Origin of the sequence: Polaromonas sp. CT11-55, from assembly GCF_047303325.1 — a bacterium.
Taxonomy (GTDB): domain Bacteria; phylum Pseudomonadota; class Gammaproteobacteria; order Burkholderiales; family Burkholderiaceae_C; genus Polaromonas.
In genome coordinates, this window is sequence record NZ_JBKBEX010000020.1 from 62,942 (window position 1) to 78,773 (window position 15,832).

A 15,832-nucleotide genomic window follows, 5' to 3' on the forward strand; every position below is an offset into this window, starting at 1 on the left:
AAGGATTCAGCTACGCGCGGTGCGCATGCTGCGAGAGTGAGCGTGCACTGCGTTTACCAGCACTTCCACACTCTCGGGTGGCGTGTGCTGGCTGATGCCGTGGCCCAGGTTAAAAATATGGGTGGGTCCGGGCCGGCTGGCATCGGTATGGGGGGCGCCAAAGCTGTCCAGCACGGCGGCTACCTCGGCCTCGATCTGGGCCGGGTTGGCGAACAGCACATTCGGGTCCAGGTTACCCTGAAGCGCCTTGGCCTGAGGCCCTTGCTCGCCGACCAGGGCGCGCGCCCTGGCCAGGTTGACCGTCCAGTCCAGGCCCAGCACCTCGCAATCGAGCTGCGCCATGGCTTCCAGCCACTGGCCGCCGCCCTTGGTGAAGACCAGGCGCGGGATCTTCACGCCGCCGTGCTCGCGCTTGAGCTGGGCCAGCACCCGGGCCGTGTAGGCCAGGCTGAAGGTCTTGAAGGCCGCGTCGGCCAGCACGCCGCCCCAGCTGTCGAAAATCATCACGGCCTGGGCGCCGGCCTCGATCTGGGCGTTCAGGTAGGCTGCCACCGCGTCGGCGTTGACGGCCAGCATCCTGTGCATCAGGTCGGGGCGCTGGTAGAGCATGGTCTTGACCAGGCGGTAGTCGTCGGAGCCCGCGCCTTCGACCATGTAGCAGGCCAGGGTCCAGGGGCTGCCCGAAAAGCCGATCAGCGGCACGCGCCCGTTCAGGGCCTTGCGTATCGAGGTGACGGCGTCAAAAACATAGCGCAGCTTGTTCAGGTCGGGAACCTGCAGCCTGGCCACGGCGGCCTCGTCGCGCACCGGGGTGGCAAAGCGCGGGCCCTCGCCCAGCGCAAAAGACAGGCCCAGGCCCATGGCGTCGGGCACGGTCAGGATGTCACTGAACAGGATGGCCGCGTCCAGCGGGTAGCGCTCCAGCGGCTGCAGCGTGACCTCGGTGGCGTAGTCGGTGTTGGTGGCCAGGCCCATGAAACTTCCGGCCTGGGCCCGCGTGGCGCGGTATTCGGGCAGATAGCGGCCGGCCTGGCGCATTAGCCAGACGGGGGTGTGGGGGGTGGCCTGGCGCAGGCAGGCGCGCAAAAAGGTGTCGTTTTGAAGGGGTGCGAACATGCACCGATTGTCTCAGGTTGGCTTTGTGTCCATTGACACTGGTGCCAGTGGCGTGCCGATGACGCGCCGGTACTTCGGCAGGTGCCGGAACTGGCACGGATGCGGGTTCGGATTTACCATGGCCGCAAGGCCCCCGCCGGGTCCCCGGACAGCTTCCAAGGAGTGTTGCCATGCGCATGAATGACCAGGAATATTTCCGCAGCTGCATCGCCAAGGAACGGCACCTGGCGCAGCTGCTGGGCCATACGCATATCGAGGAATGCTACGAAAGCGCGGGCACGCTCTGGGACAGCGCCCAGGCCCTGCCGCAATGGACGCGCGACTGGGCGGCCTGCGGGCCGCTGCTGGCGGCCCACGGCATCAGCGTGGGTTTTGAGGCCGAAGGCGCGACCCTGGGCGCCACCCATGTGCAGTTTTCCGACCACCCGAGCCGCGACCGGGCCCTGATGTACGGCATCGTCAAGGAAGTGATCTTCCGGCTGGAACACCACAAAGCCGCACCCGCGCCCGCTGTCACATGCGCAGCGTCTTGATAAAGGCTTCCAGCTCGTCAATCGGCAGCGGCTTGCAGAACAGATAGCCCTGGTAGCAGTCGCAGCCGTGGCGCGACAGAAAGTCGCGCTGCGCCTCGGTTTCCACGCCCTCGGCCACCACGCCCAGCCCCAGGCTTTGTGCCAGGCCGATGATGGTGCGCGCGATGGCCGCGTCGTTGGGGTCGCGCAGTATGTCTTCGACAAAAGACTTGTCGATCTTGAGCTGGTCCAGCGGCAGGCGTTTGAGGCAGGAGAGCGACGAGTAGCCCATGCCGAAATCGTCGAGCGACAGGGTCACGCCCATTTTTTTGAGCCTGGCCATCTTGGTGATGGTGATTTCCATGTCCTCGGCCAGCAGGCTTTCGGTCAATTCCAGCTTGAGCTTGTGCGGGCTGACCTGGGTTTCCTTGAGCGCAGCCATCACCAGGTCGACAAACTCCGGGTGGCGGAACTGCCGCACGCTGACGTTGACCGCGATGCTCAGCGCCGCGGTTTCGGGGCGCTGGGCCCAGGCCGCGAGCTGGCGGCAGGCGGTCTCCAGCGCCCACTGGCCCAGCGGCAAGATCAGCCCGGCTTCTTCGGCCGCCGGGATGAACTCGGCGGGCTGCACCAGCCCGCGCTCCCCGTGGTGCCAGCGCAGCAAGGCCTCCACGCCGGTCATGCGTCCGTCGCGGCCCACCTGCGGCTGGTAGTACAGCAGGAACTGCTTTTCGCGCAGGCCGCGCCGCAGGTCCGACTGCAGCGCGGCGCTGGCGGTCACGGCGGCCTGCATGGCCGGGTTGAAAAAGCAGACCGTGTTGCGCCCGGCCATCTTGGCCTGGTACATGGCGAGGTCGGCCTGCTTGAGCAGGTCGCCGATGTTATTGAGCGTCTGGTTGAAGGCGGTCACGCCTATGCTGCAGGTGCTGTAGTGCTGGTAGCCCGCCAGGCTGTAGGGCTCGCACAGCGCGGCCAGGATCTGCCCGCTCACGGTCTCGGCTTTCACGGTCGCCTCGCGCGGGTCCTGGCCCAGGTCTTCCAGCATCACCACAAACTCATCACCGCCCAGGCGCGCCACCGTGTCGGTCTGGCGCACGCAGGCCGCCAGGCGCTTGGCGACCTGCTGCAGCAGCAGGTCGCCCTTCTGGTGGCCCATGGTGTCGTTGAGCGTCTTGAAGTTGTCCAGGTCTATGAACATCAGCGCGCCTTCGCGCGGGTGGCGCAGGTTGTGGACCAGCGCCTTGTCCAGCCTGTCCATCAGCAGCTGGCGGTTCGGCAACTGGGTCAGCGGATCGTAAAAGGCCAGGTGCTTGATCTCGCTTTCCGCCACCTTGCGCCGCGTGATGTCGCGGCCCACCGCCACCCAGTGGGTGAAGAACACGCCGGCATCGTCGGCCACCGGCACGATGTCGACTTCCATCCAGAAGTGCCGGCCGTTCTTTTTGTAGGTGATGAGTTCGGCCTGCACCGGCTCGCCCTTCTGGAAGGCATTGCGTATGCGCTCGAGCTCGCCGTGCTGCGTCAGCGGCCCGCACAGCAGGCGCGGCGAATGGCCCAGCGCCTCGGCCAGGCTGTAACCCGTGTGCTGCTCGAAGGCATTGTTGGCGAAGATGATGCGCAGCCCGGGCCGGCCCGAGGGAACGGCCTCGGCGATCAGCACGATGTCGTTGAGCCGCGAAATGCTGGTCTCCAGCAGCATGAGCTGTTCGCGCGCCTTGCGCCGCTCGCTGACGTCGCGAAAGTAAATTGCCAGCCCGTCGGGAAAGGGGTAGGCGCGTATCTCGAACCATTTGTCCAGCGGTGCGTACAGGGCCTCGAACTCCACCTGGTAGTTGCCCGCCACAGCCGCGCGCACCTTTTCGGAAAACAGGGTGTTGATGGCGCCCGGAAATTCCTTCCAGATGCTTTTGCCCAGCAGCTCCGTCGAAGGCCTGCCCAGCAGGCGCGCGCCTTCGCGGTTGAGGTAACTGAAGCGCCACTGCGGGTCCAGCGTGTAAAAGCCTTCGGTGATGCTCTCCAGCGTGATGCCCAGGCGGGTGGCCAGGCGCTGGGCATCTTCCCCTGTCTGCTGCAGTGCCTGGATGTGTGGCGCATCCAGTTGGGCGGCGGCCAGGCCGGCCAGGGTCTCCAGGTCTTCCTCCTGGTCGGGGCTGAGTGTGCGCGCCGCCTTGTCCATGACCGCCAGCACGCCCAGCAGGGTGCCGTCTTCCCGGTTCAGCGGCAAGCCGCGGTAAAAGGTGATCTCGGGCGCGCCGCGTGCCGGCAGCAGCGGCTGGCGCGGCGGTGTTTCGAGGCTGGCGCCGCACAGCGCGAGCAGGCCCTCGCGCTCCTGCGCGGAAAAGCCGGTGCCCGCGATGAACTGGGTTTCTCCGTTTTCACAGGCTGCGACGATGGCAATCGGCGCGCCGCAGGCGCGGGCCGCCAGCCGGGCGAGCCGGTCGGCGCCGGAATGAGGCAGCACATGGAGCGCGAAGGCGGGCGCCAGGTTGGGAACGGAAACGGACACGGGGCGAGCACCTGCTTTCTGGAAACCTGTTCACGGAGTCAAAAGACATGCTGACGCATGGCGCGATGGTTTTCACCGCGAGATTTGCAAGTGTTGGCGATAAAGCGTTGCAAAACGTTCCGTCACTTACCTGCGCACGGTTTTGTCCTACGCTGTGCATCGCACGCTCCCCACGAGGAGGGGCCGCATCACCCTTCATGCTGCACCACCTCCTCGGCGCTATCGGCCCGATCTTTCCCCGTTGTTCCCGTTTTTATTCCAGGCAAGGACCCATGAGCCCCCCAGAACTCGACCAGTTGCAGCAATGCCCCGATATCGACACCCTGCAAACCGTCTTGAGGAATCTGTGCGCCCGCTTCGGCTCGGTCAAGAAGCTGAGCATCCTGCCGGCCGCCCATGCCGGCAAACAGCAGGCGCTGTGTTTTGTGCGCATGGCCTCGGAGGAGGAAGAGCAGAGGCTCATGAGCGGCCTGGGCATAGGCCGCTTTGGCGGCGAACTTGTGGTGGTCGTGGACCTGCTCGCCGGGCAGCCCTCGCCGACGGCCGATCTCTGGAGCTCCCCGGCCTGAAGGCCCGGCGCTTATTTCGCGGTCGCGGCGACTGAAACGTGCCTGAGCAGCAGGCGCTCCAGCGCGTTGAGCGTCTCGTAGGATTCGGCAAAGTCGGCGAACAGCGCGGCATTGTCGGGTGCCGCGGCCTTGCCCTGCCAGGCCGCGCGGAACTGCTCGAAGATTTCGCCGAAGCTGCGGCGGCCGTCTATCAGCGCGAGAATCTTCGCGCCGTACTTGCCGGGATTGACCATCACGGACACGCCCGAATGCTGGTGCCTGAGCATGAAGGGCTGGCCGCGGCTGTTGCCGAAGACCTGCGAGGCAATCTCGCCGGTCAAGGGCTCGTGGTAGAAAAACGGCACGTAGTCGGTATCGCCATAGGGCGCGCAGCAGGCCGCGTTGCGCGTCAGGTAGAGCGAATGTGTGATGATGCTGCCGCCCATCAGCTCGGCCATTTCATACTGCTGCCGCAGCGGCAGCTTGCGCAGTGAAGCTGCCATGGCCGGTGGTTTGCTGCCCAGCACCATGTGCGGCAGGTAAGGCGAGCGGCCGCGCTGCACGTCGCTGAAGGCCAGGTGCATGCCGTGGCCTTGTTTCCCGCCCGCCGCGCCCTCGCCCAGCCAGTCGAAGAGCTCGCCCACGCTGTACGAGCGGTCCTGCGAATGCAGCAGCAAGTCGTAAATGCCGGCGTCGCCGGCCTTGTGGTCGTGGTGCAGGTCTTCGCTGCGCTTGAACCAGTTGCCGGATGGCAGGCTGGCCAGGATGTCACGGGTGTTGGCAATCTTGCGCTGCGCGTCCGTCTCGCTGGTGTTGACCATGCGCATCAGCGCCTGCATCTGGTAGACGCCGATGCGGCCCGTGGTGGCATAGACCATGAGCCCGATGGCGCCGTCCGGCTTGAGCACGCTGAGCAGCGCCCGGAATCCCAGGTCGGGGTCGGCCAGGTGGTGCAGCACCCCGCTGCAGTTGATGTAGTCGAAGCTGCCCAGTTCGGCGGCCAATGTTGGCAGGTTCAGCAGCGAGTCATGCACCCAGCGGATGTTGGTGAGCCCGCGGATCTGCGCGCGCTCTTTGGCCAGCGCAATGCTGGCCTGGCTCATGTCCAGGTGCACGATCTGCGCGTCAGTGTGGCGCAGCTGCTCGGCCAGGAAGATGGTCGCGTCGCCCGTGCCGCCGCCGGCCACCAGCGCGCGGAAGCCCTTCTGGAAGGACTGCTTCCCGGCAAAGCAGTAGTGGTTGATCATGGGCAGGTCTTCCAGCCAGGTCAGCACCAGACGCTTGTGATCGTCCTGCGGGTTGCAGGGCGGGTAAGGCAGGGCTTCGTACTGGTTTCTGACCTCGGGCAGGTAGTTGTCGGGCATGGGATTTCCGGAAATAGACAGCAAACCGCTATTGTCTACGGCTGCAGAGCTATGACGCCAAACCCAGTGGCGGCGCGGAACCGGCTTTGCCGGGCCGCAGCGGCCGCCCCCTGCAAGGGGGGATCCGGCTACACGAAGTGAGCCGAGAAGGGGGTGTGCCTACCGAACAGGTAAGAACTGGAGGAAGGTGCCTCCAAGCAGGTTTTGTACGTAAGTGATTACCGCGCGGCGGTACTTCTCGGTCAGCACCGAAGCCAGCAAATCCAGCCGGCCTATGACCTTGCCGAACTCGCGTTCAAAACTCAGGTTGCGTTCACGTTCGGTGATCTCGTCGGCCAGCAGCAGGGGCTGGCCGGCGGCATTGCGGCGGTTGGACAGCATCCACACGGCGATCTCGATGTTGCGCGCGGCGTTGTAGATGTACTGCGCGTCCAGGCTGTCGGTCAGGTAGAAGGCCGTCTTGCCGCCGTGGGCCGTGACCACCATGTCGGCGCTGGCATAAATAAAGGCGGCCACGCGGTCGCCCTTGAAGTCCGGCCCCAGGGCCAGCGACAGCGCGGCGATGTCGCGCTTGCCCTGCAGCTCCGGCCAGGGCGTGCGCGCGTCCACGGCCACGCGCAGCTGGGCCAGGGCCGCATCGCGGCTGAGGGCGCTGGTCTTGCGCCATTCGGCCGGGTTGCGCCGGTAGAGCTTGTCGGCCAGGCGCAGCAGGCTTTCGAGGTTATCGCGCATGCCCAGCGTGGCCATGCGGTTCGTGTCCGACTGGCCGACCTCGGCGGCGGCCATGGGCGCGGCCTGGGCTTCACCTTTGTGCGTGGGCGCATCGCTGGCGCAGCCGGCCAGCGCCGCGGCGGCCAGCAGCAGGGAAGGGCGCAAGAAGGGGAAAAACGAAGGCGGAACGGCGGAAGGGGGAGTGAGGATGGGTGCCGTGCGCTGGGACATGGCGCATTTTCAGCGGCGATGCGCGGCCGCGCAAGCCTGGCTTTCCCGGGCCTTGACCGAAGGCAAGCGCAAGCTCAGGCCGAAGCCGCGCCCGTGCGGGCCGCCGTGTCCAGCAGGCCGCGCGACTGCAGCACCCGGTGGTCTATCTTGATGCAGTGGTCCTGCACCACCAGCAGGCCGGCGGCCTCGGCCTTGGCCGCCGCGGCCGGGTTGCTGATGCCCAGCTGCATCCAGACGGCCTTGGCGCCTATGGCGATGGCCTCGTCGACCACGGGCGGGATGTCCGCGCTGTTGCGAAAGCAGTTCACCAGCTCGATTTTTTCGTGGCGCGCGGCCTCGGTCAGCGAGGGATAGGCTTTTTCACCGAGCACTTCGGTGGCATTGGGGTTGACCGGAATGATGCGGTAGCCGTTGGCCTGCATGTAGCGCGCCACGTCAAAACTCGCGCGGTGCGGATGCGGTGACAGGCCGACGACCGCGATGTTGCGGTAGTGCTTGAGGATGTGCGGCATGCGCTCGGCGGGGGGTAGGGTGGTCATGGCTGTGTCTGGCAGCGGTTTATGCCGCGTCCTTGTATTTGACGGAGCAGCCATAGGCGCGGCTGCTCGCCACGCTCAGCGGCTTGCCGCCCAGCGCTTCCGTCAGGCCCTGGCGCACATAGTTGGTGGCGGTCTTGATGTCGTCCACGCGGGCCGAGGGGATGCTGTCTATGCCACCCGCATACAGCAGCTGGCCCTGCGGGCTGATGATGTACATGTGCGGCGTGGTCTTGGCGCCATAGAGCTGGCCCACCTGGCCCGATTCGTCCATCAGCGTGGCGCTGGGCTGGCCCTGCTTCTCGGCCATCCAGCCGGCGAGTTTGGCCGGTGCCAGGTAGTCGCCGCTGCCGGCTTCGGTGGAGTTGACGGCCAGCCAGACCACGCCCCTGGCGGTGAACTCTTTTTGCAGGCCTTGCATATTGCCGCTGTAGTGCTTGCGCACAAAGGGGCAGCCTGGGTTGGTCCATTCCAGCACCACCAGCTTGCCTTTGTAGTCACTGAGGCGGTGGGTCTTGCCGGCGGTGTCCAGGGCGGAAAAATCGGGCGCCGCCTGGCCCACGGCGGCCGTCGCGGCCTGCGCGGCAATCGGGGACAGCGCAGCCGAGGCCAGCCAGGGTGCGGCGGCCAGGGCGGCGGAAAAATGCCGGCGGGTCAATGGTGAAACAGCAGGACTGCAATTCGACATGGCTTGAACTCCTTGGCGAAAAAATCAATAGCGGGAACAGCAAGATCTCACAGCTTGGCCAGTTCGGCCCTCACATCATCGACCGACAAAATCTCCGACAGCACAACGGGTGCGCGGCCGGGCTTGTAGATCACGTACACCGGAACGCCGTTGCGGCCCAGTTGGGCCAGCGCCGCCGTCACGGCCGGGTCACGCCGCGTCCAGTCGGCGCGCAGCAGTGCCACGTTTTTGGCCTGGATGTCGGCCAGCACCGCGGCATTGGCCAGCGTGGTCTTCTTGTTGTACTGGCAGGTCACGCACCAGGCGGCGGTGAAGTCGACGAACACACTTTGCCCTTGACCGGCGAGCTGGTCAACCCGGCCCGGCTCCCAGGCCTGCCAGCCGCCGGCAACCGGCGCGGCCGAAGCCACGGCCACAGGCCGGGTGATATTCGGGCCCACGGCCCACAGGCCCAGCGCGCCCAGTGCGACGGAAAAAGCCGCCAGCAGCGTGCGCGCCGTGCCCCGCAAGGTGAAAGCCCAGATCACCAGCGCCATCAGCACCAGCAGGGCCAGCAGCGCGCCCGCGCCATCCACCCCGCTTTGCTGGCCCAGCACCCAGACCAGCCAGGCCACGGTGGCAAACATCGGAAAGGCCATCAGTTGCTTGAAGGTCAGCATCCAGGGGCCGGGGCGCGGTAGCACGCGCGCGACGGCCGGGATGGCGCTGGCCGCCAGGTAGGGAATGGCCATGCCCATGCCTATGGCCGCGAACACCGACAGCGCCTGCAAGGCCGGCAGGCTCACCGCATAACCCAGCGAGGCGCCCATGAAAGGCGCGGTGCAGGGCGAGGCGATCGCCGTGGCCAGCACGCCCGACAAAAACGCATTGACCGTGGGATTTTTCGCCTGCCAGCCCGCGAGCCGCCCGGGCAGGATATTGCCGAATTCAAACAGGCCCGCCAGGTTCAGGCCCAGCAGCGTGAACAGCGCCGCCATCAGCGCGACCACCGCCGGGTTCTGCAGCTGAAAGCCCCAGCCCAGTTGCTCGCCCGCGGCGCGCAGGCCCAGCAGCAGCGCGCCCAGCGCCAGGAAGGACAGCACCACGCCCACGGTATAGGCCAGGCCGGTGGTCAGGCGTGTGGCGGCGTCTTTCACCTGCACAAAACCCACAACCTTGATGGCCAGCACCGGGAACACGCAGGGCATGAGGTTGAGCACCAGCCCGCCCAGCAAGGCGCCCAGCAGCGCGGCGAACAGGCCTACGGGCGGCGAGCCGCCGGCCTGCACCGGCGCGGCGCCGGTCGCGGCATTGGCGCGCAGGGCCGCCTCAAGGGCGGGCGGCACCACGGCGGCGGCCGCCGGCGCGGGCCAACTGCCCTTGACCGGCGCGTCTATGCGGTAGGCCACGTTCTCCAGGGCCACCACCAGCGGCATGCTGGCCGGGCTCTCGCTGCGCTGGCCGGACAAGGGCACCTCGGCCGTCCAGACCGCACCCTTCCAGGCCTGCTGCCAGGCGGCCGCGGGTTCGATCACGCTGCCGGTTTCGGGGTAGAGCGCCAGTGTCTTGCCCTGCAATGCGGCGGGCAGGCCGGCCAGGGAAATCCTGATGGACTTGCCGCCGCCGACCTCCACCTGGCTGGCGCCGGCCGCCAGCGGCTTGGGCGTGGCGGCGAAGGTGTCCTGGAACAGCTGGCTGCTGGCGGCCGTCGAGCTGCGCACCGGGATGCTCAGCGCGAACTCGCCCTCTTGCGGAATGCATTCCTTGCGGCACACCAGCCAGGCCGCCTTGAGCTTCACCTCAAGCTGGTTGCCGGCAAAGCTGGGTGCCACCGTCAGCGGCACCGGCAGCAGCACGGTCTTTTCATAGCCGTAGTTGGCCAGCGTGCCGATCGGGATTTTTTTTGGTGTCGGCCAGGCGATCTCGCCCGCGTCGATGCCGGCCGGCAACTGCCAGTCGAGTTGCGTCGGCAGGCCGGAGTCGCCTGAATTTTTCCAGTAGGTATGCCATTCAGGCTGGTGCGTGAGCTGCAGCCCCACCCAGACCGGCTTGCCGGGCTCCACACCCTCGGGTGCCCAGGCCAGCAGTTCGGCCCGCACCTGGTCGGTGGTGACTACGCTGGCGGCCGCGGCGCGGCTGCCTTTGCCGGGCAGGCTGATAGGCGATCCCTGGGCGTTTGCCGCCGTGGCTATTGCGCCAAAGGCTATCAAAATCGTAGCAGAGAGGGCGACGAACAGGGGGCGCTTGAAATCCATGGTGCGGGTGTGAGCGGGCCTTGGGGGCATTAGTTCCTGGGGCTGGCCGGCGCCAGCCACCTGATTACAGTCGTTTTCGGAGCCAACTCCGATAATAGGGTCATGCCCCGTATTGTCCTCGCCACCCTCAACGCGAAGTACATCCACGCTTCGCTGGGCCTGCGCTACCTGCTGGCGAATATGGACAGGCACGGCGGGCCCGGCCTGCGCGAAGCCACCCAGCTACGCGAATTCGTGATCCAGCAGCGGCCCACGCTAATCGTGGAAGAGCTGCTGGCGCTGCAGCCCGAGGTGATAGGCCTGGGCATCTATATATGGAATGTGGTCGAAACCACCCAGGTGGTGCGCCTGCTCAAGGCCTTGCGGCCGGATATCAAAATCGTGCTGGGCGGGCCGGAAGTCAGTTATGAGACGGAACAGCAGGAAATCTGCCGCCTGGCCGACCATGCGGTCACCGGATGGGGCGACGTGAGTTTTCCCAAACTGTGCCGCGCGCTGCTCGACGGCCCCCAGCCGCTCATGAAAGTGATTGCCGGCGAACAGCCGCCGCTGGAGGCGCTGGCCCTGCCTTACGGCGACTACAGCGCTGAAGACCTGGCCAAACGCCTGCTGTATGTCGAGGCTTCGCGCGGCTGCCCTTTTAAATGCGAGTTCTGCCTGAGTTCGCTCGACAAGACCGCCTGGGCGTTTGACCTCGATGTGTTCATGGCGGAGATGGATGCGCTGTACCAGCGTGGCGCGCGCAATTTCAAGTTTGTCGACCGCACGTTCAACCTCAAGGTCGAAAACTCGGTGCGCATTCTGCAGTTCTTCCTCGACCGCATGGCGCCCGATTTGTTTGTGCATTTTGAGGTCGTGCCCGACAGCCTGCCCGAGCGCCTCAAGGCCTTGATCGCGCAGTTCCCGGCTGGCTCGCTGCAGTTTGAGGTCGGCATCCAGAGCTTCAACCCGGAGGTGCAGCAGCGCATCTCGCGCAAGCAGGACAATGCCAAAACCGCGGACAACCTGCGCTGGCTGGTGAATGAAAGCCAGGCCCATGTGCACGCCGACCTGATCTTCGGCCTACCCGGTGAAACCCTGGAAAGTTTTGCCGAGGGCTTTGACCGCCTGCATGAACTGGCACCGCACGAAATCCAGTTCGGCATCCTGAAGCGCCTGCGCGGCACACCCATCACCAGGCACACGGCGGAATTCGCCATGGCCTACGACCCGCAGACGCCGTACACCATCCTGCAAAACTCGACGATCGACTTTGCCACCATGCAGCGCATCAACCGTTTTGCGCGCTATTGGGAGATGGTCGCGAATTCAGGCCGCTTTGTACGTGGGCTTGAACTGTTGCTGGCGCCTGGCTCGGCGTTTGGCAACTTTTTGCGCTTCAGCGACTGGCTTTGGCAGACCACCGCCAAGACCCATGAATTTGCGCTGGAGAAGTTGCTGGACTTGCTGTTTGAGCACCTCACTGCAGCGCGCGGGCTGGCTGCAGAAGATGTACGTGGTGCCTTGCTGGCCGACTACCTGGCCAGCGGGGCGCGTGGGAGACCTTTGTGCCTGGCCGAGGCTTTGAGTGCCGTGCGGGTGGCGGCGCCCCTGAGGGCCGGCCGTCAAGGCGCCGAGCGGCAGGGGCGGCATTTGAACCAGCTGGCGGGGCATAAGCAAGAGATACAGAAGGCCGCCGCGGCGGCCTGACCCTGCGCAAATAGCTCAAAATACCCCCATGCCCAACCCAGCGCCCAACCTCTCCCGCTTTTGGTCCAACCTTAAAAGCCCCGATTTCGCTGGCCTGGACCTGGCCCGCTGCATTGCGGTGCTGCCGGTGGCCGCGACAGAGCAGCATGGCCCGCATTTGCCGCTCAATGTGGATGCGGCGCTGGTCGATGGTGTGATTGAGGCCGCCTTGCCGCACCTGCCAGCCGCGCAGCCCATCCTGTTTTTGCCCACGCAGGCCGTGGGTTTCAGCCCCGAGCACACGCGTTTTGCCGGCACGCTGACGCTCAAGGCCGAAACGGTGATACGGCTCTGGACCGAACTGGCGGAGTCGATTGCGCAGACGGGTGTCAAAAAGCTGGTGCTGCTCAATTCGCATGGCGGCCAGGTCGGCTTGCTCGATGTGGTGGCGCGCGACCTGCGGGCCCGGCTGGGCATGCTGGTCTACAGCGTGAACTGGTACAACCTGCCGCTCCTGGGTAAAGACGGGAAATCGGTGAACGACTTATTCAGCGCGGAGGAGCACCGCTTCGGCATCCATGCCGGCGAGATCGAGACTTCCATGATGCTGGCGCTCAAGCCGGAGCAGGTCGACATGGCCAAGGCGCAAGACTTTCATTCGAGTTCGCAGGACCGCGCCAAAAAATTCAAGCTCCTGGGCGACGGCCGCAGCGCCAAGCTGGCCTGGCAGATGCAGGACTACAACCCGAACGGCGCAGTCGGCAATGCGGCCGCCGCCACCGCTGAAAAAGGCCGCGCCCTGCTGGGCGCGGCGGGCCGCAGCCTGGCGCGGCTGCTGGTGGAGATCGACCAACTGCCGGCCGATACCCTGAGCAGCAAGACCGCGTTCTAACGCAGCAGGTTTAGCGCAGGATCACCGTCTGCCGCTTCCACGCGGCATCCTGCCAGCGGAAGGCGGCCAGTGTGCCCAGGTCGCCGGCCTGCTTCTCGGTCGTCAAGGTGTCCAGGCGCGCCACCTCAAAATTGCGGCGAAGGCGACCGGCGATGCGGGTCTCGCGGGCCAGCAGCATTTGCGGCGCGCCGCGCACCCAGCCGGCGAATTCCACATAACCCAATTCGGGGCCGTTGCTGGCGGGCGGCAGCACTTCAACCGTCCACTTGCCGGCGCTTTTGCGGAACACCCACAGCTCGCGCCAGGCGTCCAGCGGCTGCACCGCGAGCGCCAGGGCCTGGCCGTCGGGATGGGCGCTCGCGGAGGCGGCCCAGACAATGCCGTAGGTGCAGCGTTTGGCGACTGGCTCCTTGCCGGGTTTGCCGTCGGCCTTGTTTTCATACAGCGCCACGCAGGTTTCGCCGGCCTGGCCGGCTTCGGTTGCCAGCGTCAATTTCGCAAAACGGGGCAGGGCGGTTTCGGCGGCCCAGCGCGATGCGCCCACACGGATCGCCGCGTCGTTGTAGTCCTGCCTGTCGTTGTCGCTCAGTTCCAGCTTGTTCACCGCCGCGAGTTCGGCCAGCGCACGCTGGGCCGCGGCCGTGGGCGCTTCGCCCCGGCGCGCCTGCTCAAAGGCCAGGCTGGCCAACACGCCGGCGCGGCGCAGGCGCAAGCGATTTTTGCTGACTTCGGGCAGGCTCGCAAATTGCGCGGCGCTGAGCTTGTCCAGCACCTCGGCGCGCCATTGGTCTTGTGTGAGCCGCTCCTGCGGGTGCAGGTCGGGGCTCATGCAATCGGGGCGGGTCAGGGCCAGGGCGGCGCGGGCACGCTGCTCGGCGTCGGAGGGCAAGGCCAGCACACGGCGAAAGGCTTCGCCGTTGTAGCAAAGCTGCATGCTGCCGCCCTGCTCATAGCCCTTGAAGCCCACGCCGTAAAAAGAGGCCACTTCCATGTGCGCGGAAATCACGTCACTGGTCGCCTTGCCGTGTTTCATGGAGGCGCGGCGCGCCAGGCGCTCGGCCATGGTGCCCAGCGCGTCGAAGGTTTCCGCGCCTATGGCCTCGGCCGGCGCGGCCTTGAGGTAGGCGGCGGTGTAGGCAATGCCCAAAGCCTCGGCGCCCGGGCTTTCGCGCAGGAAGCGCACCACCGACAGCAGCTGCGGCGCTTCCTCGGGCTGCAGCGAGACGGTGCGCACCTGGCTCACGTGGATAAAGCCCGCGCGTTCGCGCCTGTGGTCGTAGACCTGCAGGTAGTCCATGCGCTGGCCGCGAATCTCGAGCGCATCGCCCTGCCACAGCGCCGCCTGCTGCGCGGCCGAATCGCGCGGCGCCGCGCGCAGGCTGGCCTGGTCCTGCGTCACGATGGCCAGGGTCAGGAGTGCGGTGGTGATCATTATTCGGCCTCTTCTTTGTTGTCGTTGTCTTGCGTGCCGGTGTCACGGGGCGCTTGCGCCACGCTGCGGCCGGCCTTGGGCGCGCCGCCCAGCAGGCCCGCGCCCACAAAGCCGCCGCTGGTGGAGGGCGGGGCGATGATCACGGTGATCTTGTCGCTGAGCTTGTCGGCCATGGTTTTCTGGATCAGCAAGGGGTGGCGTGTGACCAGCACGCCTTCGCGCGCCATCTGTTCGCTGTTGATCTTGCCCACGCGGTCCAGCCGGTAGGCTTCGGCGTCGGCCAGCTTCTGCCGCGAATCGGCCTCGCCCGCGGCCTCGATGCGCCGCGCCTGGGCGCTGCCTTCGGCCGTGCGTATGCGCGACTGTTTCTCGGCTTCGGCTTCGAGCTGGCGCTGCTCTATCTGCTTTTGCTTGAAGGGCAGGACGTGTTTCATGGCTTCTTCCTGCGCCCTGGCCGCGATCACCTGTTCGCTGGCGGCGGCTTGCGCATTGGTCTCGCGGCGCACTTTTTCGGCCATCGCGTCCAGCTCGGTTTCCTTGACGCGCTTTTCCTTCAGGGCCAGGGTGTAGCGCATTTTTTCGGTTGCGAGCTCTTCGGCCAGCAGCTTGTCCATGCCCTGGCGGTAGTCGGCGGGCAGGTCCACCTTGCCCATCTGCACGCTGCGCAGCAGGATGCCGTCGGCCGCGAGCTTGGGTTTAAGCTCGGCTTCGATGAGCTGCTGGATCTCGGCGCGTTTGCTCGAGAAAATTTCCCGCACGGTGTAGCGGGTGAAGGTCTTGTAGATCACACCCTGCACGGCAGGCTGCACGATCTGGCCGGCGATGTCGTCGGGCAGGTTTTTCGAGAGCGCGTTGACCCTGGCCGGGTCCAGCGCATAACGCACCGTGAGGTCCACGCCCAGCGACATGCCTTCCACCGACTGGAAGGGCGAGGGACCGTCGGCGCGGCTGCTGCCCTCGGGGCGGTAGACCTGGTCGCGCAGCGAGAAGGTGCGCAGTTCATGCAGGCCGGGCAGCAGCAGCAGCGAGCCTTCGCGGAACTCGTCGACCCCGCCGGTCAGCTGGTTGGTGCGTATGGCCACGTCGCCGCGCGCTACGGATTCCAGCGGCGGGTGCACCCACAGCAGGTAGCCGGCCGCGCCCGCCGCGGCGGTGGCGATCATCAGGCCGCTGGCACTGGCGGCGCGGCGCAGGCCCGTGGCGGCGATGCGGCGGGTGCCGTGCACCCCCCTGGAAAAGATGGCGCGTATGCGCAGGGCGATGCGGCTAAAACGTGGGTTCATGACGGGCTCCTCCGGTCTGGTTTGGTGAGAGGCGCGGGTTGCGCTCTCTGGCCTCCATTGTTCGAAGCGGGCCCGGAGCATTCAATGCGCTTGCGCGGTGTCTTTGCGCGC

The 15,832-nt window shown here is 66.3% G+C and carries 13 protein-coding genes; 4 read left to right on the forward strand and 9 right to left on the reverse strand.

Translation table 11 applies throughout. The annotated features are described in order from the left end of the window. Window positions 1-6: 6 nt before the first annotated feature. The gene (hemE, locus tag ACEN8I_RS17400; protein WP_413329818.1) at window positions 7-1,116 is read right to left on the reverse strand and encodes a uroporphyrinogen decarboxylase; all 1,110 of its coding nucleotides are present in this window, start codon (window positions 1,114-1,116) and stop codon (window positions 7-9) included. Window positions 1,117-1,286: 170 nt separating this feature from the next. Between hemE and ACEN8I_RS17405 the strand changes: the two genes are divergently transcribed. Then, on the forward strand, window positions 1,287-1,649 hold the full coding sequence (locus tag ACEN8I_RS17405) for an aminoacyl-tRNA synthetase (protein ID WP_413329819.1): 363 nt from the start codon (window positions 1,287-1,289) through the stop codon (window positions 1,647-1,649). Here the strand turns inward: ACEN8I_RS17405 and ACEN8I_RS17410 are convergent. Then, complete coding sequence (locus ACEN8I_RS17410; protein ID WP_413329820.1) at window positions 1,630-4,134, reverse strand: EAL domain-containing protein; 2,505 nt, start codon at window positions 4,132-4,134, stop codon at window positions 1,630-1,632. The genes ACEN8I_RS17405 and ACEN8I_RS17410 overlap by 20 nt on opposite strands. 272 nt (window positions 4,135-4,406) lie before the next feature. Between ACEN8I_RS17410 and ACEN8I_RS17415 the strand changes: the two genes are divergently transcribed. Continuing rightward, window positions 4,407-4,703, forward strand: a complete 297-nt coding sequence (locus ACEN8I_RS17415) for an RNA recognition motif domain-containing protein (protein ID WP_413329821.1) — start codon at window positions 4,407-4,409, stop codon at window positions 4,701-4,703. An 11-nt stretch (window positions 4,704-4,714) separates the two neighbouring features. On the opposite strand, the gene ACEN8I_RS17420 is transcribed toward ACEN8I_RS17415, so the two are convergent. The 5 genes from ACEN8I_RS17420 to ACEN8I_RS17440 all read right to left on the reverse strand — a co-directional run bounded on the left by ACEN8I_RS17420 (window position 4,715) and on the right by ACEN8I_RS17440 (window position 10,446). Beyond that, a complete protein-coding gene (locus ACEN8I_RS17420; RefSeq protein ID WP_413329822.1) occupies window positions 4,715-6,046 on the reverse strand; it encodes a class I SAM-dependent methyltransferase in 1,332 nt (443 codons plus the stop codon). 159 nt (window positions 6,047-6,205) lie between these two features. Continuing rightward, on the reverse strand, window positions 6,206-6,988 hold the full coding sequence (locus ACEN8I_RS17425) for a hypothetical protein (RefSeq protein WP_413329823.1): 783 nt from the start codon (window positions 6,986-6,988) through the stop codon (window positions 6,206-6,208). Window positions 6,989-7,062: 74 nt separating this feature from the next. Beyond that, entirely contained in the window at window positions 7,063-7,527 is a 465-nt protein-coding gene (locus tag ACEN8I_RS17430; RefSeq protein ID WP_413329824.1) for a CoA-binding protein, read from the reverse strand. Between the two features lie 19 nt (window positions 7,528-7,546). Beyond that, a complete protein-coding gene (locus tag ACEN8I_RS17435; RefSeq protein WP_413329825.1) occupies window positions 7,547-8,212 on the reverse strand; it encodes a thioredoxin family protein in 666 nt (221 codons plus the stop codon). A 47-nt stretch (window positions 8,213-8,259) separates the two neighbouring features. Further along, complete coding sequence (locus ACEN8I_RS17440) at window positions 8,260-10,446, reverse strand: protein-disulfide reductase DsbD family protein (RefSeq protein WP_413329826.1); 2,187 nt, start codon at window positions 10,444-10,446, stop codon at window positions 8,260-8,262. A 102-nt stretch (window positions 10,447-10,548) separates the two neighbouring features. On the opposite strand from ACEN8I_RS17440, the gene ACEN8I_RS17445 reads away from it, so the two are divergent. Together ACEN8I_RS17445 and ACEN8I_RS17450 are read left to right on the forward strand one after the other, a co-directional pair. After that, window positions 10,549-12,135 (forward strand): B12-binding domain-containing radical SAM protein, encoded by a 1,587-nt coding sequence (locus ACEN8I_RS17445; protein ID WP_413329827.1) that lies wholly within the window; start codon window positions 10,549-10,551, stop codon window positions 12,133-12,135. A 28-nt stretch (window positions 12,136-12,163) separates the two neighbouring features. Beyond that, on the forward strand, window positions 12,164-13,006 hold the full coding sequence (locus ACEN8I_RS17450; protein WP_413329828.1) for a creatininase family protein: 843 nt from the start codon (window positions 12,164-12,166) through the stop codon (window positions 13,004-13,006). Window positions 13,007-13,016: 10 nt separating this feature from the next. On the opposite strand, the gene ACEN8I_RS17455 is transcribed toward ACEN8I_RS17450, so the two are convergent. Together ACEN8I_RS17455 and ACEN8I_RS17460 are read right to left on the reverse strand one after the other, a co-directional pair. Continuing rightward, the gene (locus ACEN8I_RS17455; RefSeq protein ID WP_413329829.1) at window positions 13,017-14,438 is read right to left on the reverse strand and encodes a hypothetical protein; all 1,422 of its coding nucleotides are present in this window, start codon (window positions 14,436-14,438) and stop codon (window positions 13,017-13,019) included. Beyond that, the gene (locus ACEN8I_RS17460) at window positions 14,438-15,721 is read right to left on the reverse strand and encodes an SPFH domain-containing protein (protein ID WP_413329830.1); all 1,284 of its coding nucleotides are present in this window, start codon (window positions 15,719-15,721) and stop codon (window positions 14,438-14,440) included. The genes ACEN8I_RS17455 and ACEN8I_RS17460 overlap by 1 nt, the downstream gene beginning before the upstream one ends. Window positions 15,722-15,832: the final 111 nt, after the last annotated feature.